The following is a 23,920-nucleotide window of genomic DNA, read 5'->3' on the forward strand; positions in this document are numbered from 1 at the left end:
GGCCTGAAGCTGCGCGTGATCCAGAGCCCGCTGTTCCTCGACACCTTCAGCGCGCTGGGCGCCAATGCCACGCCCATGCCCTTCACCGAGCTGTATTCGGCGATGGAGCAGAAGGCGGTGGACGGGCAGGAAAACCCGCCGGCCACCATCCTGGCCAGCAAGTTCTACGAGGTGCAGAAGCACCTGGTGCTGTCGCGGCACATGTACAGCGCCTGGGTGCTGCTGATGTCGAAGAAGACCTGGGACGGCCTGTCGGCCGAGGAACAGAAGATCGTGCAGGACGCGGCGCGCGAAGCCAAGCTGTACGAGCGCAAGACGATCCGTGCCTTCTCAGAGACGGCGCTGGCCGACCTGAAGAAGGCCGGCATGCAGATCACCGAACTGCCCGCGGCCGAGCAGGCCAAGATGCGCACCAAGCTGCAGCCGGTGCTGGCCAAGTTCAGCAAGGAGTTCGGCGAGGACACCACCGCCGAAATGAACGGCGAACTGGCCAAGGTGCGCGGCGGCGCGTCGGCCGCGAAGTAACCCGCTTCACCCCGGAGGCGGCGCCGCCGCCTTCGTTTCCCTCCCCCTTCTCCCACGACGACGGCAATGGACAAACCGGCCGGTCGGCGCTTTCGCTCGCGCGAATGGTTCGCCGATCCACAACGTTCGGACATGACGGCGCTCTACCTCGAGCGCTTCATGAATTACGGATTGACGCCCGAGGAGCTGCGTTCGGGCCGGCCGATCATCGGCATCGCCCAGACAGGCAGCGACCTGTCGCCCTGCAACCGCATCCACCTCGACCTGGTGCGGCGGGTGCGCGACGGCATCCGGGACGCCGGCGGCATTCCGATGGAATTCCCGGTGCATCCGATCTTCGAGAACTGCCGCCGGCCCACCGCGGCCCTGGACCGCAACCTGGCCTACCTGGGCCTGGTGGAGATCCTGTACGGCTACCCGATCGACGCCGTGGTGCTGACCACCGGCTGCGACAAGACCACGCCGGCCGGCATCATGGCCGCCTCCACCGTGGACATCCCGGCCATCGTGCTGTCGGGCGGACCGATGCTCGACGGCTGGCATGACGGCCAGCTGGTGGGCTCGGGCACGGTCATCTGGCGCAGCCGGCGGCAGCTCGCGGCCGGGCAGATCGACGAGGAGGAGTTCCTCCAGCGCGCCTGCAGCAGCGCGCCCTCGGCCGGGCACTGCAACACCATGGGCACGGCTTCGACGATGAATGCAGTGGCCGAGGCGCTGGGCTTGTCCCTGCCCGGCTGCGCCGCCATTCCGGCGCCGTACCGCGAACGCGGTCAGATGGCCTACGAGACCGGCAAGCGCATCGTCGGCATGGCGCATGAAGACCTACGGCCTTCGCGGCTGCTCAGCCGGGAGAGCTTCCTGAATGCGCTGTCGGTGGTGAGCTGCGCGGGCGGCTCCAGCAATGCGCAGGTGCACATCATGGCGATGGCCCGCCACGCCGGCGTGGAGCTGCGCCCCGAGGACTGGACCCAGCACGCCTACGACCTGCCGCTGCTGCTGGACATGCAGCCCGCCGGCCGTTTCCTGGGCGAACGCTTCTTCCGTGCCGGCGGCGTGCCGGCGCTGATGTGGGAGCTGCTGCAGGCCGGCCGCCTGCATGGCGACTGCCCCACCGTCACCGGCCGCACCGTGGCGCAGAACATCGAAGGCCGCGAGGCCAGCGACCGCGAGGTGATCCGCCCGTTCGACGAGCCGCTGATGCACAAGGCCGGCTTCCTGGTGCTGTCGGGCAACCTGTTCGACTTCGGGATCATGAAGACCTCCGTGATCTCGCAGCGCTTCCGCGAGCGCTACCTGAGCCGGCCGGGCCACGAGGGCGTCTTCGAGGCGCGCGCGATCGTGTTCGACGGCGCCGACGACTACCACGCCCGCATCAACGACCCGGCGCTGGAGATCGACGAAGCCTGCATCCTGGTGATGCGCGGCGCCGGCCCCATTGGCTGGCCCGGCTCGGCCGAGGTGGTGAACATGCAGCCGCCCGATGCGCTGATCCAGCGCGGCGTGCAGACGCTGCCCACGCTGGGCGACGGCCGCCAGTCCGGCACGGCGGACAGCCCGTCCATCCTCAACGTGTCGCCTGAAAGTGCGGTCGGCGGGGGCCTGTGCTGGCTCCAGACCGGCGACGTGCTGCGCATCGACCTGAACGCCGGCCGCTGCGACGCGCTGGTGAGCGACGAGGAGATCGCCCGCCGCCTGCGCGAGCAGCCGCCACCGCCGGTGCCGCCCAGCCAGTCCCCGTGGGAAGAGATCTACCGCAGCCACACCGGGCAGCTGGTGGACGGCGCCACGCTGGACATGGCCCTGAAGTACCGGCGCATCGCCGAGAAGACACCGCGCCACAACCACTGATCACGCCCGAGGAACGCTGAATGACTGCAACAACGATGGCCACGCCGGTGCGTACCGATGGCTTGCATGCCGTGCTGCCGCAGGACGGCCTGGCTGGCACCCTGGTGGGCCGGGTCTGGCGACCCGGCAACCCCGCCGGCCCGGCGGTGGTGGCACTGCGTGCCGACGGCGTGTTCGACCTGAGCACGCACTTTCCCACCATGAGCACGCTGCTGGAGGCCGAACAGCCGGCGCAGGCCGCGCACTCGGTGGTGGGCGAGCGCCTGTGCAGCGTGGATGCACTGCTGGACAACAGCCGCGCCGAAGGTCGCGACGAGGCCCTGCCCTGGCTGCTGGCGCCATGCGACCTGCAGGTGGTCAAGGCCGCCGGCGTGACCTTTGCTGCCAGCATGATCGAGCGGGTGATCGAGGAGCAGGCCGGCGGCGACGCCAGCCGCGCGCAGGGCCTGCGCAGCCAGGTCACCGAGCTGATCGGCCACAGCCTGTCGGACATCCGCCCGGGCTCGGCCCAGGCCCAGGCGCTGAAGCGGCTGCTGCAGGAAAAGAAGCTGTGGTCGCAGTACCTGGAGGTGGGCATCGGCCCCGACGCCGAGGTGTTCACCAAGGCGCCGGTGCTGGCCTCCGTGGGCCATGGCCAGGACATCGGCATCCGCGCCGATTCCGACTGGAACAACCCCGAGCCGGAGGTGGTGCTGGCCGTCAACGGCCGCGGCGACATCGTCGGTGCCGCGCTGGGCAACGACGTGAACCTGCGCGACATCGAAGGCCGCAGCGCGCTGCTGCTGGGCAAGGCCAAGGACAACAACGCGTCGTGCGCCATCGGCCCCTTCATCCGCCTGTTCGACGGACAGTTCGGCCTGGACCAGCTGCGGCGCGAGACGGTGCACCTGGAAGTGGCCGGCCAGGACGGCTACACCCTGCGCGGCATCAACACCATGGCCAGCATCAGCCGCGACCCCGCCGAGCTGGTGGCGCAGACCATCGCCTGCCACCAGTACCCCGACGGCTTCATGCTGTTCCTGGGCACGCTGTTCGCGCCCACCGAGGACCGCGACCAGCCGGGCGGCGGCTTCACCCCAAGCTGGGCGACGTGGTCACCATCCACAGCCACTGGCTGGGCACCCTGCGCAACCGGGTGACGCATTGCGAGGCGGCGCCGCCGTGGCGCTTCGGCCTGCGCGCCTTCATCGGCAACCTGGCCGAACGCGGCCTGCTGCAAGGGGCGCGGCTGTGAACCTGCTCGACGCCGCGATCGAGCGCTTCTGCCGCGCCATCGACGTGCTCATCGCCGCCGCGCTGGCCGTGATGGTGGTGCTGGTGTTCGGCAACGTGGTGCTGCGCTACGTCTTCAACTCCGGCATCGCCGTCAGCGAGGAGGTGTCGCGCTGGCTGTTCGTCTGGCTGTGCTTCATGGGCGCCATCGCCGCGCTGAAGGACGGCGGACACCTGGGCACCGACATGCTGGTGGCGCGCCTGCCGCTGGCGGGCCGCAAGGTGTGCGCGGTGCTGGGCCACGCGCTGATGCTGTACGTGACCTGGCTGTTCCTGGACGGCAGCTGGCAGCAGGCCCGCATCAACCTGGATGTGGAAGCCCCGGTGACCGGCGCGCCGGTGGCCGTGTTCTATGCCTCGGGCGTGATCTTCTCGGCCTGTGCCGGCGTGCTGCTGCTGTTGCAGCTGCTGCGGGTGCTGAGCGGCCGGGTGAGCGAAAGCGACCTGGTGATGGTGAAGGAATCCGAGGAACAGGCCGAGCTCGAAGCCCTGCAGGCCGAGCTGGCACGCAGCGAGGCCCAGCCCGCCGGCAGCCCGAGCGGAGCACGGCCATGACGGTGTTCATCTTCCTGGGCAGCCTGGTGGGCTCGATGGCGCTGGGCATTCCCATCGCCTATGCGCTGCTGGCCAGCGGCGTGGCGCTGATGTGGCACCTCGACCTGTTCGATGCGCAGATCCTGGCGCAGAACTTCATCAACGGCGCCGACAGCTTTCCGCTGCTGGCCGTGCCGTTCTTCATGCTGGCCGGCGAGATCATGAACGTGGGCGGGCTGTCGCAGCGCATCGTCAAGTTCGCGCTGGCGCTGGTGGGCCATGTGAAGGGCGGGCTGGGCTACGTGGTCATCCTGGCGGCCTGCCTGCTGTCCGCGCTGTCGGGCTCGGCCGTGGCCGATGCCGCCGCACTGACGGCGCTGCTGCTGCCGATGATGCTCAAGGCCGGGCACAAGAAGGAAGTGTCGGGCGGGCTGATCGCGGCGTCGGGCGTGATCGGGCCCATCATTCCGCCGAGCATCGGCTTCGTCATCTTCGGCGTCACCGCCAACGTGTCGATCAGCAAGCTGTTCATCGCCGGCATTTTCCCCGGCATCATGATCGGTGCGGCCCTGGCGCTGACCTGGTGGTGGGTGGGCCGCAAGGAACAGCTGGTGCTGCCCCCGCGCAAGACACGCGCCGAGGTGTGGACCGCCGCGCGCGAATCGGTGTGGGCGCTGATGCTGCCGGTGTTCATCCTCGTGGGCCTGCGCATGGGCGTGTTCACGCCCACCGAAGCCGCGGTGGTGGCGGCGGTGTATGCGCTGTTCGTGGCCCGCGTGATCTACCGCGAACTCACGCTGCAGTCGCTGTTCCGCATCTTCGTCACCGCGGCGCGCACCACGGCGGTGGTGATGTTCCTGGTGGCCGCCGCCATGGTCTCGGCCTGGCTGATCACGGTGGCCAACCTGCCGGCGCAGATGGTTGAACTGCTGCGCCCGCTGCTGGACAACCAGACGCTGCTGCTGGTGGCCATCATGCTGCTGGTGATGCTGGTGGGCACGGCCATGGACATGACGCCCACCATCCTGATCATGACGCCGGTGCTGATGCCGCTGATCAAGGCCGCGGGCATCGACCCGATCTACTTTGGCGTGCTGTTCATCATCAACAACTCGATCGGCCTGGTCACGCCACCCGTGGGCACCGTGCTCAACGTGGTGGCCGGCGTTGGCCGCATGAAGATGGACGAGGTCACGCGCGGAGTGCTGCCGTTCATGGCGGCCCAGTTCGCGGTGATGTTCGTCATGGTCCTGTTCCCGCAGACCGTGCTGGCGCCATTGCGCTGGTTCTACTGAGAGCCGACGGATCGGTGGTGCCACGGGCAGCCGATCCGCCTTGCAAGCCGGCGCCCCATGCGCCAACCACCCAAGAGAGGAGACCATCATGATGAATCCATCAGGCATCGCCGTGCGCGGTGCAGGCGCATGCGCGCTGGCGCTGGCGCTGCTGTGCCCGGCGCAGGCAGCCCCCGTCGTCGAGATGACGGCCGCCAGTTCGGCCACGGGGTTCGACCTCACGGTGCGGGCACAGGACGTCGTCGACCTGTTTGCGTACCAGTTCACGCTGAACTTCGATCCTTCGCTGTTGAAGGCCACGGCCCAGGCCGAGGGCTCGTTCCTGTCCACCGCAGGCACCACCTTCTTCCGGCCGGGCGACATCGACAACCTGGCCGGCAGCGTGACCTTCGTGCTGGGCACGCTGACAGGCCCCATCGGTGGCGTGAGCGGCTCCGGCGACCTGGCGCGCTTCTCGTTCAGCGTGCAGCAGGCCGGCTTGGCCACCTTCACCTTGTCGGAGGTGGTGCTGCTGGACTCAGCGGGCAGCGAACTGAGCGCCGACGTGCGCAGCCTGGTGACGGCGGTGCCGGAACCCTCCACCTACCTGATGTTCGCGCTCGGCCTGGCGGCCGTGCTCGGCGCCGGCTCGTTCAAGCGCAGGACCGCGTGACCGGGCGTCGCCCGCACGCCCCCCTTTGAAAAGGATGTCAACCATGTTGAGCAGACTCTGCATCAAGAGCTTCGTCATCGCGCTGCCAGCCGCCCTGGTGGCGGCGCCCGGCGCCTGGGCCGCGGACCGGCCGGCCAATCCCGCCGACTGGCCCGCACTGAAGGACGTCTACAAGAACCACTTCCTCATCGGCAGCACCAACCTCAGCGCCAACAACTTCGCACCGGGTGCGACGCCGGGTGAAAACTCGGTGCCGGCCATGACGCTCAAGCACTTCAACGCGGTGACGCCGAGCAACGCGATGAAGCCCGACTTCTGGAACGGGGGCATCAGCAACCCGACGCCCAATTTCCTGACCAACTTCACCTCCGGCATCAATGCCGACATCGCCGCGGCCAATGCCCGCGGCGTGAAGGTGACCGGGCACACGCTGCTGTGGCACAACCAGTCCGGCCAGTGGCCTGCGCCCAATGTGCTGACGGCCGGCGGCGCCTGGGAAACGCCGTGGGACTACGCCATGGCCAAGACCAGCCTGGAGTACTACATCCGCACCGTGGCCGGCCACTTCGACCGCGAGCCCCACAAGACGTATTCCTGGGACGTGGTGAACGAGGCCTTCAAGGACAACCCCGACAACCCGGCCAACTGGCGCCATGCACTGCGCTCGGGCTACAGCCCCGAGGAGCGCCCCTCCCGATGGGCCCAGGCCTATGCCAAGGGTGGCAAGAGCTGGGACTACATGTACGACGCGTTCTACTTCGCGCGGCAGAACACCACCTCGCTGCTGAACTACAACGACTTCAACGACAACGAGCGCGCCTCCAAGGCCGAGGCCATCGCCGCGATGGTCAAGGAGTTCAATGAGCGCTATGCGGCCGAAGTGGCCGCGGGCAAGGCCCGCCCGCTGATGGATGCCAAGGGCAATCCGCGCCCGCTGGTGGATGTCATCGGCACGCAAGGCCACTGGGACATGCGGCTGAACATGGACGCCTTCGAGCGCACCATCCGCACGTACCTGGCCACCGGCGCCCATGTCGACCTGACCGAGCTGGACCTGGCGCCCACCCTGGGCCTGGACAAGGGCCAGCGCATCCAGAACGGCCCGGAGATGAACGAGCTGTTCATGGAACAGGGCGTGCAGTACGCCAAGCTGTTCAGCCTGATGAAGGAGTACGCCGCCGGCCCCGGTGGCAAACATCCCGAGTTCAAGGGCGGCGTGCACCGCGTGACCTGGTGGGGCATGACCGACCCCGGCTACCACACCAACGGCTATCCGTGGTCGGGCGTGGGCCAGCCGAAGGAGGCCTTCTGGGCCGCGGCCGACCCCGAGAAGTACTTGAAGGACGCCGGCCTGCCGACCAACGGCGTGACAGCCACCTTCCGCTACGGCGGCGAGACATTCAAGCTGCGCACCTGGGGCGGCAAGAACGCGCAGGCGATGCTCGACATCAACGTGCCGCTGGCCACCCGCAACGTCAGCTTCACCGCCGACAACGTCAGCCTGCCCGCCGGCTTCGCGGTGGAGAGCATCAAGTACAGCCCGTCGGACTGTGCAGTGATCCCCGGCAAGCCCTGCCACGTGACGGTGACCGCACGCGGCGCGGACCCGGCACCGGCGTACAAGAACGTGGGCGTGGAGAACACCGCCACCTACGTGCTGAGCTTCGGCCAGATGGCCGTGTCCTGGTTCGGCGACACCAATGCGCTGGAGGCACCGCTGTCGCATGCGGAGGTGCGCTTCAGTGATGGCGTGACCAAGTTCAAGCAGTACAAGACCTACTACGGTGCGGACGGCGTGGCGCGCGCCACCGGCCAGACCGAGCTGGCTGCTGTGCCCAGGCATGGCCGCAACACGCTGGTGCTGAAGTCGCAGGACCCGATCGCCGGCCCCATCGGCCTGCGCCTGGCCCGCGACGCCAGCACCGAGAAGGCCTGGCGCGTGGCCAAGCGGATCGAGCCGGCCCGGACCTACATGGTGGTGTCCGCCGAATCGGTCTTCCAGGACAACGGGGAATCTAAGACCCACGCCCTGACCAACCGCACGAAGCCTGCGACCACGGACGCGCCTGAATCGCTCTCGCGCACGCCGGTGGTACTGCGCGGCAACACGCTGCTGCCGCTGCGCAACACCAACGCACCGGAGACCGAACCGGCACTGGCCCAGGACAACCTCAAGTTCATGTTCGAGGACATGAGGAGCCCGGCCGCAGGTGCCTATGCCGGCCAGGAAGGCCACACCATCCTGAGCTACATCCACGGCACCAACGTCTATCCGCACACCGTGTTCCGCGGCAACGGCGCCAACGGCACCGTGGTGGCAGGCCAGCACTCGCTGATCACGCGGCAGACCAACGGCGCCGAGGGCTCCCAGATCGCCGAGCGGGCCCTTGACCAGGCGGTGTGGTTCAACACGCCGATCGATCCGCAGACCGGCGAGATGAGGATGTTCCTGTTCAGCGGCCGGGGCGGCGCAAACCAGCACTACGCCCTGAAGGAAGTGGACAGCGGCGTCACGCCGAACCGCGACCCGAACAACGCCATCAGCCAGCGCCAGGGCGCCAGCGGCGGCTTCGTCGCTCTGCAGGCGGCCGGTCCGGAAGCAGGTACCCGCGTGAAGCTGTATGCCTACGACATCGAGCCGTACCTGCCGGGCGACGTGAACGGTGACGCGCTGCTGGGCTGCGCCGACCTGCTGACGGCGTCGGCCTCGGTCGGCAAGCGCGCAGGCCAGGTCGGCTTCACCTCCGCGGCCGACATGGACCAGAACGGCCTCATCGACGTGCGAGACATCGCCGCCATCTCGCGGATGTTGCCGGCCGGCACGCGCTGCCAGTAAGCGACCCGTGGCGCCTTCGGTCGGGATGACCGTTGGCGCCACCTGCACATCGGGCGGGTCAACCGCCAAGCACGCCAAGCCCCACGGGCAAAGAAAAACGCCCTAGACGTTTGACCGTCTAGGGCGTTGATTCAGAACAGTGTTCTGGTGCGGCTGGCAGGATTCGAACCCACGACCCCTTGGTTCGTAGCTTGACTGTCGCACCTAAGTCATTGATTTTATTGAACCTGGGCCATTCCGTTCCAACGACACTTGCCCTGTGCTGCCCCTAGAGTAAGCGACAAGTCCCCCAGAAGTCCCCCACGATCCCCACCGATGGCGGGCTCCAGTTCTCACCGATTTCGACAACCTGTGCGCACCGCAACAAGGGCCTCCGCAGGCCTGCTGCAAGGTTCACCGACGAACCGGTCTGGCTTCACGCCTGCGCACCGTGTATTCAGGTCACCGCAGGCAGCGCTTGCGCTGAAGCCCGACTCTGCTGACAAGAGCGACGCAAGGCGAGGCCGGGTGCGTCGTCAGTCCACCGTGATGTTGGCGGCCTTGACCAGTGCCCCCCAGCGGCTGATCTGGCCCTGCAGGAAGGTGGCGAACTCCTTCGGCGTGCTGCCCACCGGCTCGATGCCCAGCGCGGCCAGGCGCTGCTGCACCTCGGGCGTGCGGGTGGCATCGCGCACCGCGGCCGACAGCCGGTCGATCACCGCCGGCGGCGTGCCGGCCGGCGCGAAGAAGCCGTTCCATTCCAGCACCTCGAAATTCGGGTAGCCGCTTTCCTTGAAGGTGGGCACCTCGGGCAGCGCGGCCATGCGCTGCGGGCCGGTGGTGGCCAGCGCGCGCAGGCGGCCGGCCTTCACGTAGCTCAGGCCGGAGACCGGGTTGGCGAAGTAGGCCGACACCTGGCCCGCCAGCAGGTCGGTGATGGCCGGCGCGCCGCCCTTGTAGGGCACGTGCACCCAGTCGATGCCGGCTTCGCGCCGCAGCAGTTCGGCCGCCAGGTGGGCGGTGCCGCCGGCGCCGTAGCTCGCGTAGTTCAGCTTGCCGGGGTTGGCCTTGGCATGGTCCACCAGCTCCTTCAGCGTCTTGTAGGGCGCGCTGGCGGGCACCACCAGCAGATTGGGCATGTTGATGGCCTGCGAAACCGGCAGCAGGTCCTTCACCGGGTCGAAGGGCAGCTTGCGCAGCACCGCGTTGACCGCATACGGGAAGGTGTCGAACAGCAGCGTGTAGCCGTCGGCCGGCGACTGCACCACCGACTGCGCGGCGATGATGCCGCTGGCGCCGGGCTTGTTCTCGATCGCCATCGTCTGCCCCAGGCCGGCGGTCATCGCCTGGGCCAGCAGCCGGGCATTGCCGTCGGCGCCGCCGCCGGCCGCATACGGCACCACGATGCGGATCGGCTTGGCGGGAAAGCCCGCGCCGGCCTGTGCCCGGGCACCTTGCACGCCCAGCGTGCCGGCCGCGGCGGCCAGGCCGCCCAGCACCAGGCGGCGCCGGCCGGCGGACGGGTTGTCGTCGAATGTCATCATCGTCTCCTTCGTTGAATGGGATCAGGTCCGCGCCCCCGATGAAACTGCAGTTCCTCCAGACGCTCGCGATGGTGATGCGCCACGGCTCCTTCGCCGAGGCTGCCAAGGAAGTGAACCTCACGCCCAGCGCGGTGAGCCTGCAGATGCGCCAGCTCGAGGACTGGTTCGGCCAGCCGCTGTTCGACCGTTCGGCGCGCCGCGTGCGGCCCACGCCGTTCGCCGGCGAGGTGGCCGCCACCATGACCCACACGCTGGAAGCGCTGGAGGCGCTGCGCCGCCGCCACCAGGCCGAGGTGTCGGGCCGCGTGCGGCTGGGCACGGTGGAATCGGTGCAGGTGACGCTGCTGCCGCAGGCCCTGAAGACGCTGCAGCAGCAGGCGCCGGCGCTGCAATACCAGCTGATGCGCAGCCTGTCGTCCGACCTGCTGGACGACGTCAAGGCCAACCGGCTGGACGCCGCGGTGCTGGTGCGGCCGCAGGCCGGCGGATCGAGCCGGCTGGCCTGGTTCCCGCTGGTGCGGGAGAACTTCGTGCTCATCGCCCCGCCCGATGCGCGCAAGGGCACGCCGGCCGAGGTGATGCGGCGCCATGCGTGGATACGCTTCGACCGCGTCACCACCGGCGGCCACATCGCGGCGCAGTACGTCAACAAGGTGGCGCCGCGGCTGCGCTGTGCCTTCGACCTGCCGGGCACCGAGCCCATCGCCGCGATGGTGTCGGCCGGGCTGGGCTGCTCGGTGGTGCCGGCGCTGCGGCAGGAGCTGCTGGACGCCTACCCGCTGCAGCAGATCGCGCTCGGCCGCCATGCGCCGGTGCGGCACATCGCGATGGTGTGCCGGCCCGCCGATGCCGAAAGCCCGCGCACCCGGGTGCTGCTGGAAGCCTTCCGCCAGGCGGCCGAGCAGCGCTACCGCGACAACCCGCACACCCGGCCTCAGGCGGCCACCGGCCCGAAGCCGTAGAGCGCGGCCGGGTTGTCCACCAGCACCCGGCGGCGCAGCGCCTCGTCGGGCAGCCACCGGGCCAGCCGGTCGAGCAGCGCGGCATCGTCGGGCTTGACAATCTTCTCCGTGGGGTGCGGCCAGTCGCTGCCCCACACCAGCCGCTGCGGCACGCGGGCCGCCCAGTCGGCAGCGATGGCCTGGCGGCTGTCATGTGCCGCAGACTCGGCCGGGTCGTCGAGGTACGGCGCCGAGAGCTTGACCCAGGCCCGCCCGGCTTGCAGCAGCCGGGTGACGATGCCGAAGGCCGGATGCGCTGTGCCCTGCGCATGCGGCAGCCGCGCGAAGTGGTCGAACACGATGGGGCAGCGCAGCGACGCCACCAGCGCTTGGTGCGCCACGATCTGGTCGGCGCGCCAGTGGAGCTGCACATGCCAGCCCATCGGCGCGATGCGTTCGGCCAGCGGCGCCACCATGCTGACGTCGGTCACCGCAGTGGCCGGGTCGAACAGCGTGAAGCGGATGCCGCGCACGCCGCCTGCGTGCAGCCGGGCCAGCATGGCGTCGTCCACGTCGGGATGCAGCACCGCCACGCCACGCGCGTCGGCCGGGCCCAGTTGCGCGATGGCGTCCAGCGTCACCCGGTTGTCGGTGCCGTACACCGTGGGCGTGACGATCACCGTGCGGCTGCAGCCCAGCCGCTGCTGCAGCCGCCGGTAGTCGGCCACCGTGCCCTGCGCCAGCACGCGGGCTGGGTCGCCGACCGATGGAAAGCGGTGGTCGTAGATGTGGATGTGTGCGTCGCAGCTGCCGGCGGGCAGCGTGAAGCCGGGCGGCTGGGTGCCGGCGGTGTGGGGTATGAGCTGGGGTATGGCGTGGTTCATGCGCGGCTCTCTTCCTTCAGGCGGCCCGCCACCAGCTCGCCGATGGCCAGCGACGCGGTGAGCCCCGGCGACTCGATGCCGAACAGGTTGAGCAGGCCGCGCACGCCATGCTCGGCCTCGCCCTGCAGCACGAAGTCGGCCGCGGTGTTGTGCAGCGAAGAGCCCGGCCCGGCCAACCGCGGCCGGATGCCGGTGTAGCCCGGCTGCAGCGCACCGTCGGCCAGGCCGGGGTAGTAGCGGCGCACGGCGGCGTAGAAGGCAGGTGCGCGGCTGGCATCGAAGCGGTAGTCCACGCCGTCGCGCCAGCTCAGGTCGGGGCCGAACTTGCACTGGCCGCCCAGGTCGATCGTGACGTGCGCCCGCAGCGCGCCCTCGCGCCCCGTGGGGTACACCAGGCGCCGGAACGGCGACGGCCCGGCCAGCGTGAAATAGTGGCCCACCGCATGGTGCAGCGGAGGCACCTCGGCAGCCGGCATGCCGTCGATGGCACGGGCCACGCGCTGCGCGCCCAGGCCGGCGGCATTCACCACCGTGCGGCACAGCACCTCGGTCTGCTCGGCGCCCTGCGTGCTGCCGAAGCGCAGCACGATGCCCTCGGCCCGCGCCTGGCCGCCCAGCACCGGGCTGCACAGCGCCAGCGTGGCGCCGGCCCGTTCGGCGTCGCCCAGGCAGGCCAGCATCAGCCCGTGGCTGTCGACGATGCCGGTGGAGGGCGAATGCAGCGCGCCCACGCAGCGCACCTCGGGCTCCATCGCCCTCGCCTCGGCGGCCGAGAGCAGCCGCAGGTCGTGCACGCCCTGCGCCGCGGCCAGCGGCAGGTAGCGTTGCAGCTCGGGCAGCTCGGCCTCCTCCACCGCCACGATTAGCTTGCCGATGCGCTGGTAGCCGATGCCGCGCTCGGCGCAGTAACGCTCCAGCGCCATGCGGCCGGCCACGCAGAGCCGGCCCTTGAGCGAGCCCGGCGAATACGAGATGCCGGCATGCACCACCTCGGAATTGCGGGCGCTGGTGTGGGTGCCGATCGCGTTCTCGGCCTCGACGATCATCACTTCGCGGCCGGCCAGCGCCAGCGCACGCGCCACCGCCAGGCCCACCACGCCGGCGCCGATCACCAGGCAGTCGATGCGTTCCATCAGGGCCGACTTGTCTAGACAGGACAGCCGCGTGCCCGCAGCAGCGCGTCGATGCGCTCGACATCGGGCGTTCCGCTGCGGTTGGCCTCGCGCACACGTTCTTCCTGCCGGGCCTTGGCCTGCACCCGGGGCAGCAGCGCCGCGGCCTCGGCGGCTCGGATGGCCAGCACGCCGTCGGCATCGCCCAGCACCAGGTCGCCCGGCATCACCGACAGGCCGGCGCAGGCGATGGGCACGTTGACCTCGCCCGGCCCCTCCTTGCTGGGGCCGCGGTGGGTGTGGCCGCGGGCGTAGATCGGCAGGCCGCCTTCGGCCCACTCGGCAATGTCGCGGATCGCGCCGTCGATGACGAAGCCGGCGATGCCGCGGGCCAGCGCGGTGGTGCGCATCAGGCCGCCGATCAGTGCCTGCGTGCAGTCGCCGCCGCCGTCCACCACGATGACGTCGCCGGGCTGGGCCATCAGCATCGCCTTGTGCAGCATCAGGTTGTCGCCGGGGCGCACCCGCACGGTGATGGCCGGGCCGCAAAGCACCAGCTTCAGGTCGGCGTGGTAGGCCAGTAGGCCGATGGCGCCGACGCTGCGGCCCAGGCAATCGCTGGCATGCGCGGCCGGCACCTGGCGGAAGGCGGCGACGGTGGCGGCGTCGGGGCCGGCGGCGCGCGGGTGCACCGCGTAGCCGGGCGGCCAGGCGGCGGTGGGGTGGCTGGATGTGCTCATCGCGTGGCTCGCAAACTTCAAAACAGGCTGCGCTGCGCCTCGGCGCGCACCGCGTCGTCGTGCTGACCCAGGCCGGGGCTGGCGAAGGGCACCGGCCCCGGCGTGCGGCCGAAGGTCACCGCGCGGGTGAAGCCGCGGTAGCTGCCCACGGCCGGATGCTGGAAGGTGTGCACCATGCCTTCGGCATGCACCTGCGGAAAGTCGAACATGTCCTCCACCGTGCGGGCGGCGGCACAGGGCACCTCCTCGCCGAACACCTGCTCCCACTGCAGCGCGCTGCGCTCGGCCAGGGCCGCATGCAGTCGCGGCACGATCTCGGCCTGGTGCTGCGCGCGCTTGCGCACGCTGTCGTAGCGGTCGGTCGCCAGTAGGTCATGCAGGCCCGTCCTCTCGCACAGCGCACGCCAGAAGTGCGGCGTGTTGGCCGAGATGTAGAGGTAACCCTCCCGCGTGGGGTGGATGCCGGTGATGCCGCCGGAGCGCATGTCGCGGCCCACCTCGCGCGGCTCGCCTTCGGCCCACACCAGCCGGGCCGACTGCATCGCCAGCGCCGATCGCAGCAGCGACACGCCCATCTCCTGGCCCACGCCGCTGCGCTCACGCTCGTACAGCGCCGAAGACACGCCGGCCGCGATCAACGCCGCGGCGTAGTAGTCGACCACCGAGCCGTAGAGGATCTGTGGCGGCTGCTGCGGCGGCGCCTGTAGGCTGCACATGCCGGTCATCGTCTGCAGCACCTGGTCGTAGCCGGCCTTGTCCTTCAGCGGGCCCTGCTCGCCGTAGCCGGTGACGGCGCAGTAGATAAGCCGCGGGTTCACCTCGCGCAGCCGTGCGTAGTCGATGCCCAGCCGTGCCGGCACGCTGGGACGGAAGTTGTGCACCAGCACGTCGGCACTGCGCACCAGCGACATCAGCACCGCCAGGTCGGCGGGCTGCTTCAGGTCGAGCACCGCGCCCCACTTGCTGCGGTTCACGCCGATGAAGGCGCGGCTTTCCTCGGCCAGCGTCGAGGGGTACTTGCGCAGGTTGTCGCCGGCCGGCGGCTCGATCTTGATCACCTCGGCGCCCTGGTCGGCCAGCAGCGTGCAGCCGTAGGGGCCGGCGATGTATGCGCTGAGGTCGAGCACGCGGATGCCGCTCAGCGGCCCGGGTGGGCCTTCGCGGGCCGGCAGCGGATGGGATGTCGGTTCGTTCATGGCGGGATGGAAACGGTTCAAGCCGTGGCCGGCAGCAGGCCCAGGCGGCGCGCGGCCTGCACCGTGGCGCGGGCGCGGGCCAAGAAAGGCGCGTCGACCATGCGGCCGTCTACCACCCAGGCGCCCACGCCGTCGGCCTCGGCGCGGTCGGCGGCCTGCACCACGCGCAGCGCATGCGCGATATCGTCGTCGCCGGGGCGGAAGGCCTCGTTGGCCAGCGCCACCTGGCGCGGGTGGATGCAGCTCTTTCCGATGTAGCCCAGGCCGCGCGCCACTGCCGCCTCGGCCTGGAAGCCCGCGGTGTCGGCGATGTCGGCGAAGGCCGAGTCGCAGGCCCAGCAGCCGGCCTCGCCCGCGGCCAGCCGCACCGCCAGCATCACCTGGCGCACGGCCAGGTCGTCACGGCGCGAGATGCCCAGCGGCTCGAACAGGTCGCCCAGGCCGAGCTGCAGGCCGCGCACCCGTGCATCGGCACCGGCCAGCTCGGCGGCCAGCCGCAGCGCACGCGGCGTCTCGATGTTCAGCAGCAGGCCGATCGGCTCGGTGACGCCGTTGGCCTGCTCGGCGGCCTGCAGCAGCGCCACGGCGCGGCGCACGTCGTCGGCGCTCTCGGGCTTCGGCAGGTTGATGAGCTGCACGCCGGGCTGCGCCACTGCCTGCAGGTCGGCCTCGATGTGCGGCGTGTCCAGCCCGTTGACGCGCACGATCAGCGTCTTGCCGGCGGCCGCGGCAGCCGCGCCGGCCTCGTGCAGGAAGCGGCCCAGCGTCTGCCGGGCCTCGGCCTTGCGGGGCTCGGCCACCGCATCTTCCAGGTCGAAGGACAAGGCATCGGCCTCGCCGGCCAGGGCCTTGTCAAACAGTTCCGGGCGCGAGCCGGGCACGAACAGCTTGCTTCGCATGCGGTGGGTTTCCTTCGGTGTTGCGGTCAGTCCAGCGGCGCCAGGCGCGCGCGTTCGTCGTGGCGGGCCAGGCGGCCCAGCAGGTGTTCCACCTCGGCGCGGGCGGTCGCGGTCAGAGGCGCGGCGGGCGCGCGCAGCGTGGGCGAGCCCAGCAGGCCGCGGCGGTGCAGCAGGTACTTGCGAACCGTCAGGCCGATGCCGGGCTGCTGCTCGTAGCGCAGCAGCGGCAGGTGGGCATCGAACAGGTCGTGTGCCTGCTCGCGCTGGCCGGCCTGGTGCAGCTGCACCAGCTCGCACAGCATGTCGGGGAAGGCATAGCCGGTGTTGGCACCGTCGGCGCCGCGGCCCATCTCACAGTCGACGAACAGGCCGTTGTTGCCAGTGAGGATGGCGATGCGGCGCAGGCTGCCTTCGCGCTCCCAGCCGCGCAGGGTGCTGATCTTCTCCAGCCCCGGCCAGTCCTCGTGCTTGAGCATCACGCAGGAAGGCAGCTCGGTGACGATGCGGCGGATCACGCCCGGCGACATCTGCACGCTGAAGGTCAGCGGATAGTCCTGCAGCACGAAGGGCACGTCGGCGCCGATGGCCTCCACCGCCTGCCGGTAGTAGCCGACGATCTGGTCGTCGGTGCGCAGGGTGTTGGGCGGCGCGATCATCACGCCGGCCGCGCCGCGGTCCATCGCCTCGTGCGTCAACGCACGCATCGCGGCGAAGCCCGGCGCGCTCACGCCCACCACAACCGGCAGCGGGCCGCCGCGGCGGATCATGCGTTCGGCCACCGCCAGGCTCTCGGCATGCTCCAGCTTGGCGGCCTCGCCCAGCTGGCCCAGCACCGTCAGGCCGGTGGCGCCGCAGGCCTGGTAGAAGTCCACCAGCCGGTCGGCCGAGGCGAGGTCGAGCGAGCCGTCGGCATGGAACGGCGTGGGGGCGATCGGGTAGACGCCCTGGGCGTCGGCGGTCAGGCGCATCGGTGCTGCTTCCTTCATGGGGGCCGCTGCAGTGTGCGCCGCCGAAGCGCCGCGACCGACGAGGAAAACTCGTTGATCGAGTAACGAAACATCGCGGGTCGCCGCAGCACGGCTGCTTAGCATCGACCCGGTCCGGATCGGCCCATCCCGAGGCCGCCAGGACGCCCTGTTGGAGACACCCATGCCCCACTTCACGCTCCGCCGCTGGCTGGTCCTGGCCGGCCTGACCGCGGCGCTGCCGCTGACGCAGCCCGCCCATGCGCAGGCCGCGGCCTATCCGGCCAAGCCGATCACCATCGTGGTGGGCAGCGCGCCGGGCGGCTCCAACGACGTGTTCGCCCGCGCCATCGCCAAGCGGCTGCAGGACGCTTGGGGCCAGTCGGTGGTGGTGGACAACAAGCCCTCGGGCGGTGGCGTGCTGGCCAATTCGGTGGTGGCCCGTGCCGCGCCCGACGGCTACACGCTGGTGGTGGTGAGCAGCACCTTCACCACCGGCGCGGCCATCCGCACCAACCTGCCCTACGACGCCACGAAGGACCTGAAACCGGTGGCGATGCTGGCGCGCGGCCCGATGCTGGTGACGGTGGGCAAGGACTCGCCCCTAAAGTCCATCGAGGACCTGGTGGCGCAGGCCAAGGCCAGCCCGGGCAAGCTGAACTACGGCACCTCGGGCGCCGGCAGCATCAACCACTTCGCGACCGAGCTGTTCGCCGACGCGGCCGGCATCAAGATGACGCACATCCCCTACAAGGGCATGGGCCCGGCCACCAACGACCTGCTTGCCGGCCAGATCGAGGTGCTGGTGGCCAGCGCGCCGTCCATACTGGGGCAGGTGCGCAGCGGCCGCGTGCGGGCGCTGGCCGTCACCACGGCCACGCGCTCGCCGGTGTCGCCAGAGCTGCCGGCCCTGGAGGAAGCGGGCTACAAGGGCAGCGCGGCCGACCTGTGGTGGGGCGTGCTGGCGCCGGCCGGCACGCCGCAGCCGGTCGTCGACAAGCTCAACGCCGAGCTGAACAAGCAGGTGCAGTCGGCCGAGATGAAGGACTTTTTTCTGAAGGAAGGCGCGGTACCGGCGGCGATGAAGCCGGCCGACTTCGCCACCTTCATCGGCGAGGAGATTGGCCGCTGGAAGGCAGTGGCGATGAAGGCCGACATCCAGCCCGAGTGACTGCCGCCTAGCGCCGGCTGTGGCAGAGAGCCGAGCTTGGCGGCCCAGCCGGCGCGGCTGCGCATGGCCAGGAGCCGGCAGAGGCCCCCAGTTAGCGCAGCGATTCCGACTCGTCAGTCCGCTGGTTGCCGCCAAGCATTCGGCGAGTGTCTCTGTGGAGGTGCTTGGCAGTTACGGCGCATACATTACAAAGACCTCGCTCCCAGCGCATGCACGGAAACGTTTCAATTCGAGCGTTGCCGGTTGACAAGCGCACGTGGAAAACTGCCAGTCCCAGCCGTATACGGCTGTCGGGGCGACGCGGCTGCTCGAAACTCGATACAGAACCGCACGACGTTGCCCGCTGGAACTTCGTCGAATCCAGCATCAAAGGTCAGTGAGCGGGCGCCTATTCTTGCGGGAACCGAGTCGAGCCAACGTGACACGTGGCTGTTCGCAGCGGAGTGTCCACCACGGCGGGCTACGCAGCGCCTCCAAATTTTTGATAGCGGCTGTCTGCGATCGCCGTGGCACCGGGCTGGTTCACGACCCGTCCGCATGCTGAGTAAAGCAACGTTTTACCTGCGCTGGTGTCGCGTCCCGGTCTGACCGCAGTAAGGCAGTGCACAACTACGTATCGGTCGTCCGCAAGGCACTAGAGCTGGTTGTGCAGATGGAAACAATCGTGAAGCTTACATCGTTGTGCTGAGGGTTTCCACTAGTGCGGAATCGTATTGATGAGCTATGACTTGATCTTTGGGACCAACTGAACACGCGGCTCACCAAGACCTACCCACGAGGTGACTGTATGAGCATGGAGCCAACCATCACTGACGAGTTGGTGTGGAAAGCCGTACGCCATTTAGCAGCGCAAGGCCTCACACCCACCAACGGCTCCGTTAGGGCGCTGCTAGCAGACTGGACATGCACGAAAGGTGGAAGTTTTTCCACCATCGCGCCCGTCCTTCGTGCCTGGAAAGCACGGCGGCTGGTCAGCACCATGACAGCCGATAGCGACCGGTTACCAAAGCACATGCAAGAGCGCGGCCGTGAGCTGTTGGCAGATTTTTGGAACGCCGCCCGAACAAGCGCCGCAGCTACTCTGACCAACCAGCGAGACGAACTCCATCTGAACGAGACCGATTCTCTTTCGCGCCACGCGCATATTGACCGAGTGGTTGCCGAGCTTAACGCCAAGCTTGAAGCCGCAGAGAAGCGTTCGGCCGCCGCGGAGCAACGCATCGACGAGCTGTTTCACACCGTGCACATGTTGGAAGACCTGATGAACCGCGCCGAACAGTCGTCTACAGGAAGTGCCATCGCATCGGCCCGTGATTCCCTCGGTCGAAAAGCCGTGAGGAGCGACTTGAGCAATGGATCGCAGCACTAAGACTCAGCTCTAGAGCCTTAGCATGTACGAGCAGCAGTCATAGTGGAAGCAAGATGCTGCAAGAACACTGCACGGCTGTCGTCAGTTCTTCGAATCTCGACGAACTCAAGCAAGCTCTGCTGGACTTCACAGCGTGTATGGGCTTTCGCACTGTAAGTGCCGTTGTGGTGCAGCCTCACATCGCGGTCGGCTTCCAGTACTTGACCATCGACAACAGACCGTCAGGGTATGACGCCATCTACTTTCACGAAGCAGATGCGCGACGAGACCCTGTCCTTAAGCACCTGCGCACTCGAGGCGTACCGCTGATCTGGGATAAGGACACCTACAGTCATGCAGGCTGTTCGGACCTGTGGGACAAGCAGGCGGCATACGGTTACCAATCAGGCATCGCCACCGCGCTCCATTTACCGCGCGCGCGACACTTCTTGCTCGGCCTAGACTCGGACAGCGGCCTTCCGAACGAAGCCAAGAGAATGACTGAGATGATTGCCGATCTGCAACTGTTTGCGGTCCACATGCAAGAGGCAATGACTCGCATACTGGACGGCCCCGACAAAGTCGTCAACCCCAACCTCACTGCACGCGAGAAGGAAGCCCTTCACTGGACGATGGCGGGAAAGACAGCCTGGGAAGTCAGTCAAATATTAGGCATATCCCAGAGAACAGCAACAGAGCACACGAAGAATGCGATGAACAAGCTCCAGTGCAACTCAAAGCATCAAGCGGTATTGAAAGCCCTTCGCCTCGGACTCATTGAATAATTCAGTCCGAGAAAAACTTGCCCCTCGCTGGTCAGCTCCCATGTCAAGCCTTCACACGACCGCCGCCTTGACCAACAAGAAGAATGCGCACAGGAACACAGCCGTTGCCAGAACCTTGGAAGCGGTTGGTCGGTACTGAGCGGCGAACAACAGAGCCCGTCGAAGCCGCATAAGTGTCCACATCGCTGAGCAGAAAACAAGGAACACTGGCACTTCACCAGCGTACGCAGCGATGATCAGGAAGCATCCAGCTGGCCAAGCTATGGCATCCAAGCAAACAAGTACACGCCATGTTAGTGACGGTCGGTCCGGCTGCAAGATGTAGAACACCATGTGTCTCCTCACGTCCCGAAGTGCAATTGTGGCCGCCCAGACTTAAAAATCAAGTCGAACGTGACTCGGCCTTCGCACACCATCTTTCCTGGGATGATCTGTCAAGCGAATTGGAACGATTAACGCTCGATCGCTGCACCTCCCTGACGCAGTGCCGTCACACTCCGCCCCAGTATGCCCTGTCAAGTTTGACGGGTTGAAGCGCCTCCCCCTTAACGCCAAGATGTGTTCAACGGGCGGCGCCTCCAAGTGTCCGCCCGGTTCCTCTTCTCCAGTGGACTCGGGGGACATGGCAATGAGGACCGGTACCAGAGTTGAAACGCTGCCCAAGTCGCATCGTGTAAGTACGCCCGATCGATCGAACGTTGGCGCGATACGGCCGCGTTGCGCCGCATGCCGGCGTGCAGCCAACCGAATTGAAAACTCCCGGTGTCTACATCGGTCAAGTGGCTCCCTGGCAAGCGCAGATGGATCGATCGTCCTCACACCTCTTCGGAATGGTGACGTCGTTCTAGTTGATCGCGCGCACTGCGGTTCATATGGTCTCGAGTCGCGCACAGTCCTTTCGTTTGAAAGCCAAGCGTCCTTCGCAGCTTGGTGTCATAAACAGCAACTGCGCTTCGATCACCCCCTGCTTTTTGAACGGCTTGTCAGAAGCGTGCATGCTCTCTTCGCCAATGAACAATAAGTTTGATCTGTTGAGCCGAGCGTTGTCTTATCGAGGCGAACTCTGTGCTCAGGAACATCAGTGCGATAGTGCTGAGCAACAAGGCACAGCAGCGGCGCTACTGTCCCGAATGCTCGAAGCTATTTCAATCTTCGATTGCGACTGCGCCTGCTTTCTCAGCGTAGGCAAGGATGACCCAATCCATGGTGAACGGCGCTACGTCCTGGCCAACTGTCCTCAACTTGACAATGTTCTCCAAGACTTCAGTCAAGGCACCGATTGTCTATGGTTGCACCACGCATCGATCTCGGTATGGCCGGCGTCGGATGGCGCTATGCGTATGATGACGGAGCGTCATCACTTGTTCGCTTCCGCGGTTCGTGGCGCAGGCATAGGCTCAGTGCTTGCAGTGCCGGCCCCAACGCCAAGATCACTGCGTCGAACCGCTGTCTTTGTACTTGCTGCAGCAAAGACCGGGTTCTTTGAGCTGATCGATGCAAGCGCAGCTGCGTTGGCCTACGGTCTCGCGATGGCCGTCAGCCGATTGCAGTCGGCCATTCTCGAGCGCGAGCTTCGCTCGGTCTGTCGGCTTTCAACCGAGGAAGCGGCTTTGCTCCGTTTTCAGCAAGACGGCATGACCAGCAAAGATATATCAAAGCTGATCAGCGTACCGCCTCAAACGATTGATTGTCGATTCCAACGAATCTGCGCAAAGCTCAGAGCAGGTAGTCGACAGCAGGCACTCGCCATTGCTGCCTCGTATGGATGCCTAGATGCCGCCAACGATGACATGGGGCATGTTGAACAGCGTTGCGTGTGACATCAGGTCAAGAATTGTTGGGACAGTCGCGCTCCGTTCTGTCCAATATCATTGAACTCAAGTCATCCGCAGCCGAGCGGTCCAGTGCTTAGCGCGTCGGTACTCAGGGATGGCATAGAAGTTCGGTTCTCGCTTTGAGCACCTCAACAAGCGATCGCGTCGCTGGATCACCGACGAATCCAGTGGCGAATCAAAGCTTCAAATCGTCTAACTTTGACCCAGATAGATTTGCTTGTGAGGCAATCATGTTCTGGATCTGGAAACAGTCAATTCGAGCCACGACAGTCGTGCTCTGCATTGGATCGACGAGGGACGTCAGCGCCCTCGACGGCTGTCTCGTCCTCCTCTGTCTGGCCGCACCCAGCTGGCAAGCGATCCCGCAGTGCGTTCCGCCCGTCCGCCAGCTGTTTCGCGACCTGGCGCTCGGCCGGCCGTTTCCCACGTGCGCCATGGCCGGCGCCGGCAACAGCGCCGCCCATCAGTGGGCCAGCGCACCGGACTTCTGTCCCCCGCAGTACCTCTCGTCGTTCGACACGGAGAACAGCACGCAGTACGACTGTGCCTTTGAAGGCGCGGTGTCGGTGTCCATCCGCGGCGAGCCCTTCGTGCGCACCTGGTGGCGCAGTGACGGTGAGGCTGTCAGTGAGTTCAGTCCAGCGGCCAAGGCCCAACTGGGTTCTTGGAACCGCCGCTTCGAGGACGACTACGCGGCTTGGGCCGCCGCGCAGCCGCCTGTTGTCCCCGACCCGACCGCCCCGTGAGACAGCCATGGCCCCGACTTGGCTCGTTCCTCTACTGCTGACGTGTGCACCTCAGGTGCACACCAGCACGGCACTGGCGTTGCTGCGCACCGAGAGCAGCTTCAACCCCTGGGCCATCGGCGTCGTCGGTGGCGCCCTGCAGCGCCAGCCCCAGGACGCGGCAGAAGCGCTGGCGACCGCCCGTGCTCTGCAAGCCGCCGGCTGGAACTTCAGCGTCGGGCTCGGGCAGATCAACGTGCGCAATCTGCCGCGCCTCGGCCTGTCACTCGACGCTGCCTTCGAGCCTTGCCGCAACCTGGCGGCGATGCAGACGGTCCTGCTGGAGTGTTTTGACCGGGCGACTGTCCGCGATGCGGGTTCGCAGTCCTTTGCGTCTGCGCAGCAGGGCCTGCAGCGCTCGCTGTCCTGCTACTACAGCGGCAACTTCTCGACCGGTTTCCAGCACGGCTACGTGCACCGCGTCCGCGCCGCCATCCCGGCGGTGCCGGCCGCCTCCCCTGTCCCGCCTGTCTTGCCGAAGGAGCCATCATGAGCCGATCTGTCCGCTGCGCCCACATCGCCACGTCCGCTGTCCTGCCGCTGGTGGCCGCTGCCGTGCGCGCCCAGGGCTTCGACAAGGTCAACACCACTGTCGTCAACATCAACACCATCCTGGTGACGATTTCGGTGGCGGTGGTCACCATCGCCATTATCTGGGCCGGCTTTAAAATTATCTTCCCGGCCCCCCCCCTCCCCCCCCCCCCCCCCCTTCTGGCGGGCGGCCCCCTGGTGGGCGGCGCCGGTGCCTTCGCGGCCTACATCGTCAACTGAGGC

At 67.6% G+C, this 23,920-nt stretch carries 21 protein-coding genes and 1 pseudogene (1 of these 22 cut by a window edge); 15 read left to right on the forward strand and 7 right to left on the reverse strand.

Annotated elements, in window-relative coordinates; genetic code table 11:
• From LRS14_RS23590 to LRS14_RS23620, 7 genes and pseudogenes are all read left to right on the forward strand, one after another.
• Positions 1 to 525, forward strand: partial view of a TRAP transporter substrate-binding protein gene (locus tag LRS14_RS23590; RefSeq protein WP_257801336.1) — the 3' portion only. It extends 495 nt beyond the left edge of the window; the window shows 525 of its 1,020 coding nt (coding positions 496-1,020); the start codon falls outside the window, past its left edge; it ends in the stop codon at positions 523 to 525.
• 66 nt (positions 526 to 591) lie between these two features.
• Positions 592 to 2,373 (forward strand): IlvD/Edd family dehydratase, encoded by a 1,782-nt coding sequence (locus LRS14_RS23595; protein ID WP_257801337.1) that lies wholly within the window; start codon positions 592 to 594, stop codon positions 2,371 to 2,373.
• Between the two features lie 20 nt (positions 2,374 to 2,393).
• Positions 2,394 to 3,607 (forward strand): annotated as a pseudogene (locus LRS14_RS23600) (fumarylacetoacetate hydrolase family protein).
• A 2-nt stretch (positions 3,608 to 3,609) separates the two neighbouring features.
• Positions 3,610 to 4,200, forward strand: coding sequence for a TRAP transporter small permease (locus LRS14_RS23605; RefSeq protein WP_257802210.1), 591 nt, complete (start codon positions 3,610 to 3,612; stop codon positions 4,198 to 4,200).
• The gene (locus LRS14_RS23610; protein ID WP_046116030.1) at positions 4,197 to 5,474 is read left to right on the forward strand and encodes a TRAP transporter large permease subunit; all 1,278 of its coding nucleotides are present in this window, start codon (positions 4,197 to 4,199) and stop codon (positions 5,472 to 5,474) included. The genes LRS14_RS23605 and LRS14_RS23610 overlap by 4 nt, the downstream gene beginning before the upstream one ends.
• 88 nt (positions 5,475 to 5,562) lie before the next feature.
• Positions 5,563 to 6,126 carry a cohesin domain-containing protein gene (locus tag LRS14_RS23615; RefSeq protein WP_257801338.1) on the forward strand — a complete coding sequence of 188 codons (564 nt, stop codon included), beginning with the start codon at positions 5,563 to 5,565 and terminating at the stop codon, positions 6,124 to 6,126.
• Positions 6,127 to 6,169: 43 nt separating this feature from the next.
• Positions 6,170 to 8,962 carry an endo-1,4-beta-xylanase gene (locus LRS14_RS23620; RefSeq protein WP_257801339.1) on the forward strand — a complete coding sequence of 931 codons (2,793 nt, stop codon included), beginning with the start codon at positions 6,170 to 6,172 and terminating at the stop codon, positions 8,960 to 8,962.
• Positions 8,963 to 9,477: 515 nt separating this feature from the next.
• Here the strand turns inward: LRS14_RS23620 and LRS14_RS23625 are convergent.
• Positions 9,478 to 10,482, reverse strand: a complete 1,005-nt coding sequence (locus LRS14_RS23625) for a tripartite tricarboxylate transporter substrate binding protein (RefSeq protein WP_257801340.1) — start codon at positions 10,480 to 10,482, stop codon at positions 9,478 to 9,480.
• Between the two features lie 41 nt (positions 10,483 to 10,523).
• Here LRS14_RS23625 and LRS14_RS23630 point away from each other — a divergent pair, with 41 nt between their 5' ends.
• Entirely contained in the window at positions 10,524 to 11,447 is a 924-nt protein-coding gene (locus LRS14_RS23630; RefSeq protein WP_257801341.1) for a LysR family transcriptional regulator, read from the forward strand.
• Here the strand turns inward: LRS14_RS23630 and LRS14_RS23635 are convergent.
• The 6 genes from LRS14_RS23635 to LRS14_RS23660 are packed head-to-tail and all read right to left on the reverse strand — an operon-like array spanning position 11,420 to position 17,225.
• Positions 11,420 to 12,310 carry an amidohydrolase gene (locus tag LRS14_RS23635; protein ID WP_257801342.1) on the reverse strand — a complete coding sequence of 297 codons (891 nt, stop codon included), beginning with the start codon at positions 12,308 to 12,310 and terminating at the stop codon, positions 11,420 to 11,422. The two genes, LRS14_RS23630 and LRS14_RS23635, sit on opposite strands and share 28 nt — an antisense overlap.
• Complete coding sequence (locus LRS14_RS23640; RefSeq protein WP_257801343.1) at positions 12,307 to 13,443, reverse strand: NAD(P)/FAD-dependent oxidoreductase; 1,137 nt, start codon at positions 13,441 to 13,443, stop codon at positions 12,307 to 12,309. The genes LRS14_RS23635 and LRS14_RS23640 overlap by 4 nt, the downstream gene beginning before the upstream one ends.
• A 14-nt stretch (positions 13,444 to 13,457) precedes the next feature.
• A complete protein-coding gene (locus LRS14_RS23645) occupies positions 13,458 to 14,162 on the reverse strand; it encodes an RraA family protein (protein WP_257801344.1) in 705 nt (234 codons plus the stop codon).
• A gap of 17 nt (positions 14,163 to 14,179) precedes the next feature.
• The gene (locus LRS14_RS23650) at positions 14,180 to 15,358 is read right to left on the reverse strand and encodes a CaiB/BaiF CoA-transferase family protein (protein ID WP_257801345.1); all 1,179 of its coding nucleotides are present in this window, start codon (positions 15,356 to 15,358) and stop codon (positions 14,180 to 14,182) included.
• Positions 15,359 to 15,375: 17 nt separating this feature from the next.
• The gene (locus LRS14_RS23655; RefSeq protein WP_257801346.1) at positions 15,376 to 16,257 is read right to left on the reverse strand and encodes a CoA ester lyase; all 882 of its coding nucleotides are present in this window, start codon (positions 16,255 to 16,257) and stop codon (positions 15,376 to 15,378) included.
• Between the two features lie 26 nt (positions 16,258 to 16,283).
• Positions 16,284 to 17,225, reverse strand: a complete 942-nt coding sequence (locus LRS14_RS23660) for a dihydrodipicolinate synthase family protein (RefSeq protein ID WP_257801347.1) — start codon at positions 17,223 to 17,225, stop codon at positions 16,284 to 16,286.
• Between the two features lie 181 nt (positions 17,226 to 17,406).
• On the opposite strand from LRS14_RS23660, the gene LRS14_RS23665 reads away from it, so the two are divergent.
• From LRS14_RS23665 to LRS14_RS23695, 7 genes are all read left to right on the forward strand, one after another.
• A complete protein-coding gene (locus LRS14_RS23665; protein WP_257801348.1) occupies positions 17,407 to 18,393 on the forward strand; it encodes a tripartite tricarboxylate transporter substrate binding protein in 987 nt (328 codons plus the stop codon).
• A 787-nt stretch (positions 18,394 to 19,180) separates the two neighbouring features.
• Positions 19,181 to 19,762 (forward strand): DNA-binding protein, encoded by a 582-nt coding sequence (locus LRS14_RS23670; protein WP_257801349.1) that lies wholly within the window; start codon positions 19,181 to 19,183, stop codon positions 19,760 to 19,762.
• 53 nt (positions 19,763 to 19,815) lie between these two features.
• On the forward strand, positions 19,816 to 20,526 hold the full coding sequence (locus tag LRS14_RS23675) for an autoinducer binding domain-containing protein (RefSeq protein ID WP_257801350.1): 711 nt from the start codon (positions 19,816 to 19,818) through the stop codon (positions 20,524 to 20,526).
• Between the two features lie 902 nt (positions 20,527 to 21,428).
• Positions 21,429 to 22,346: a LuxR C-terminal-related transcriptional regulator gene (locus LRS14_RS23680; RefSeq protein WP_257801351.1), complete on the forward strand. Its 918-nt coding sequence runs from the start codon at positions 21,429 to 21,431 to the stop codon at positions 22,344 to 22,346.
• A gap of 245 nt (positions 22,347 to 22,591) precedes the next feature.
• Positions 22,592 to 23,107 carry a hypothetical protein gene (locus tag LRS14_RS23685; RefSeq protein WP_257801352.1) on the forward strand — a complete coding sequence of 172 codons (516 nt, stop codon included), beginning with the start codon at positions 22,592 to 22,594 and terminating at the stop codon, positions 23,105 to 23,107.
• Positions 23,108 to 23,162: 55 nt separating this feature from the next.
• A complete protein-coding gene (locus LRS14_RS23690; RefSeq protein ID WP_404977608.1) occupies positions 23,163 to 23,639 on the forward strand; it encodes a lytic transglycosylase domain-containing protein in 477 nt (158 codons plus the stop codon).
• Entirely contained in the window at positions 23,636 to 23,917 is a 282-nt protein-coding gene (locus LRS14_RS23695; protein WP_257801354.1) for a TrbC/VirB2 family protein, read from the forward strand. Before LRS14_RS23690 ends, LRS14_RS23695 begins: the two co-directional genes overlap by 4 nt.
• Positions 23,918 to 23,920 lie beyond the last annotated feature (3 nt).

It is taken from the genome of Aquincola sp. J276 (assembly GCF_024700035.1).
In the GTDB taxonomy this organism is placed as follows: domain Bacteria; phylum Pseudomonadota; class Gammaproteobacteria; order Burkholderiales; family Burkholderiaceae_C; genus Aquincola; species Aquincola tertiaricarbonis.

Bases quoted from the DNA above. Each gene is read 5' to 3' on its own strand.
- LRS14_RS23595 (WP_257801337.1), top strand. From the start codon at position 592: ATGGACAAACCGGCCGGTCGGCGCTTTCGCTCGCGCGAATGGTTCGCC.
- LRS14_RS23610 (WP_046116030.1), top strand. From the start codon at position 4,197: ATGACGGTGTTCATCTTCCTGGGCAGCCTGGTGGGCTCGATGGCGCTG.
- LRS14_RS23615 (WP_257801338.1), top strand. From the start codon at position 5,563: ATGATGAATCCATCAGGCATCGCCGTGCGCGGTGCAGGCGCATGCGCG.
- LRS14_RS23620 (WP_257801339.1), top strand. From the start codon at position 6,170: ATGTTGAGCAGACTCTGCATCAAGAGCTTCGTCATCGCGCTGCCAGCC.
- LRS14_RS23625 (WP_257801340.1), bottom strand. From the start codon at position 10,482: ATGACATTCGACGACAACCCGTCCGCCGGCCGGCGCCGCCTGGTGCTG.
- LRS14_RS23630 (WP_257801341.1), top strand. From the start codon at position 10,524: ATGAAACTGCAGTTCCTCCAGACGCTCGCGATGGTGATGCGCCACGGC.
- LRS14_RS23635 (WP_257801342.1), bottom strand. From the start codon at position 12,310: ATGAACCACGCCATACCCCAGCTCATACCCCACACCGCCGGCACCCAG.
- LRS14_RS23640 (WP_257801343.1), bottom strand. From the start codon at position 13,443: ATGGAACGCATCGACTGCCTGGTGATCGGCGCCGGCGTGGTGGGCCTG.
- LRS14_RS23645 (WP_257801344.1), bottom strand. From the start codon at position 14,162: ATGAGCACATCCAGCCACCCCACCGCCGCCTGGCCGCCCGGCTACGCG.
- LRS14_RS23650 (WP_257801345.1), bottom strand. From the start codon at position 15,358: ATGAACGAACCGACATCCCATCCGCTGCCGGCCCGCGAAGGCCCACCC.
- LRS14_RS23655 (WP_257801346.1), bottom strand. From the start codon at position 16,257: ATGCGAAGCAAGCTGTTCGTGCCCGGCTCGCGCCCGGAACTGTTTGAC.
- LRS14_RS23660 (WP_257801347.1), bottom strand. From the start codon at position 17,225: ATGCGCCTGACCGCCGACGCCCAGGGCGTCTACCCGATCGCCCCCACG.
- LRS14_RS23665 (WP_257801348.1), top strand. From the start codon at position 17,407: ATGCCCCACTTCACGCTCCGCCGCTGGCTGGTCCTGGCCGGCCTGACC.
- LRS14_RS23670 (WP_257801349.1), top strand. From the start codon at position 19,181: ATGAGCATGGAGCCAACCATCACTGACGAGTTGGTGTGGAAAGCCGTA.
- LRS14_RS23675 (WP_257801350.1), top strand. From the start codon at position 19,816: ATGCTGCAAGAACACTGCACGGCTGTCGTCAGTTCTTCGAATCTCGAC.
- LRS14_RS23685 (WP_257801352.1), top strand. From the start codon at position 22,592: ATGTTCTGGATCTGGAAACAGTCAATTCGAGCCACGACAGTCGTGCTC.
- LRS14_RS23695 (WP_257801354.1), top strand. From the start codon at position 23,636: ATGAGCCGATCTGTCCGCTGCGCCCACATCGCCACGTCCGCTGTCCTG.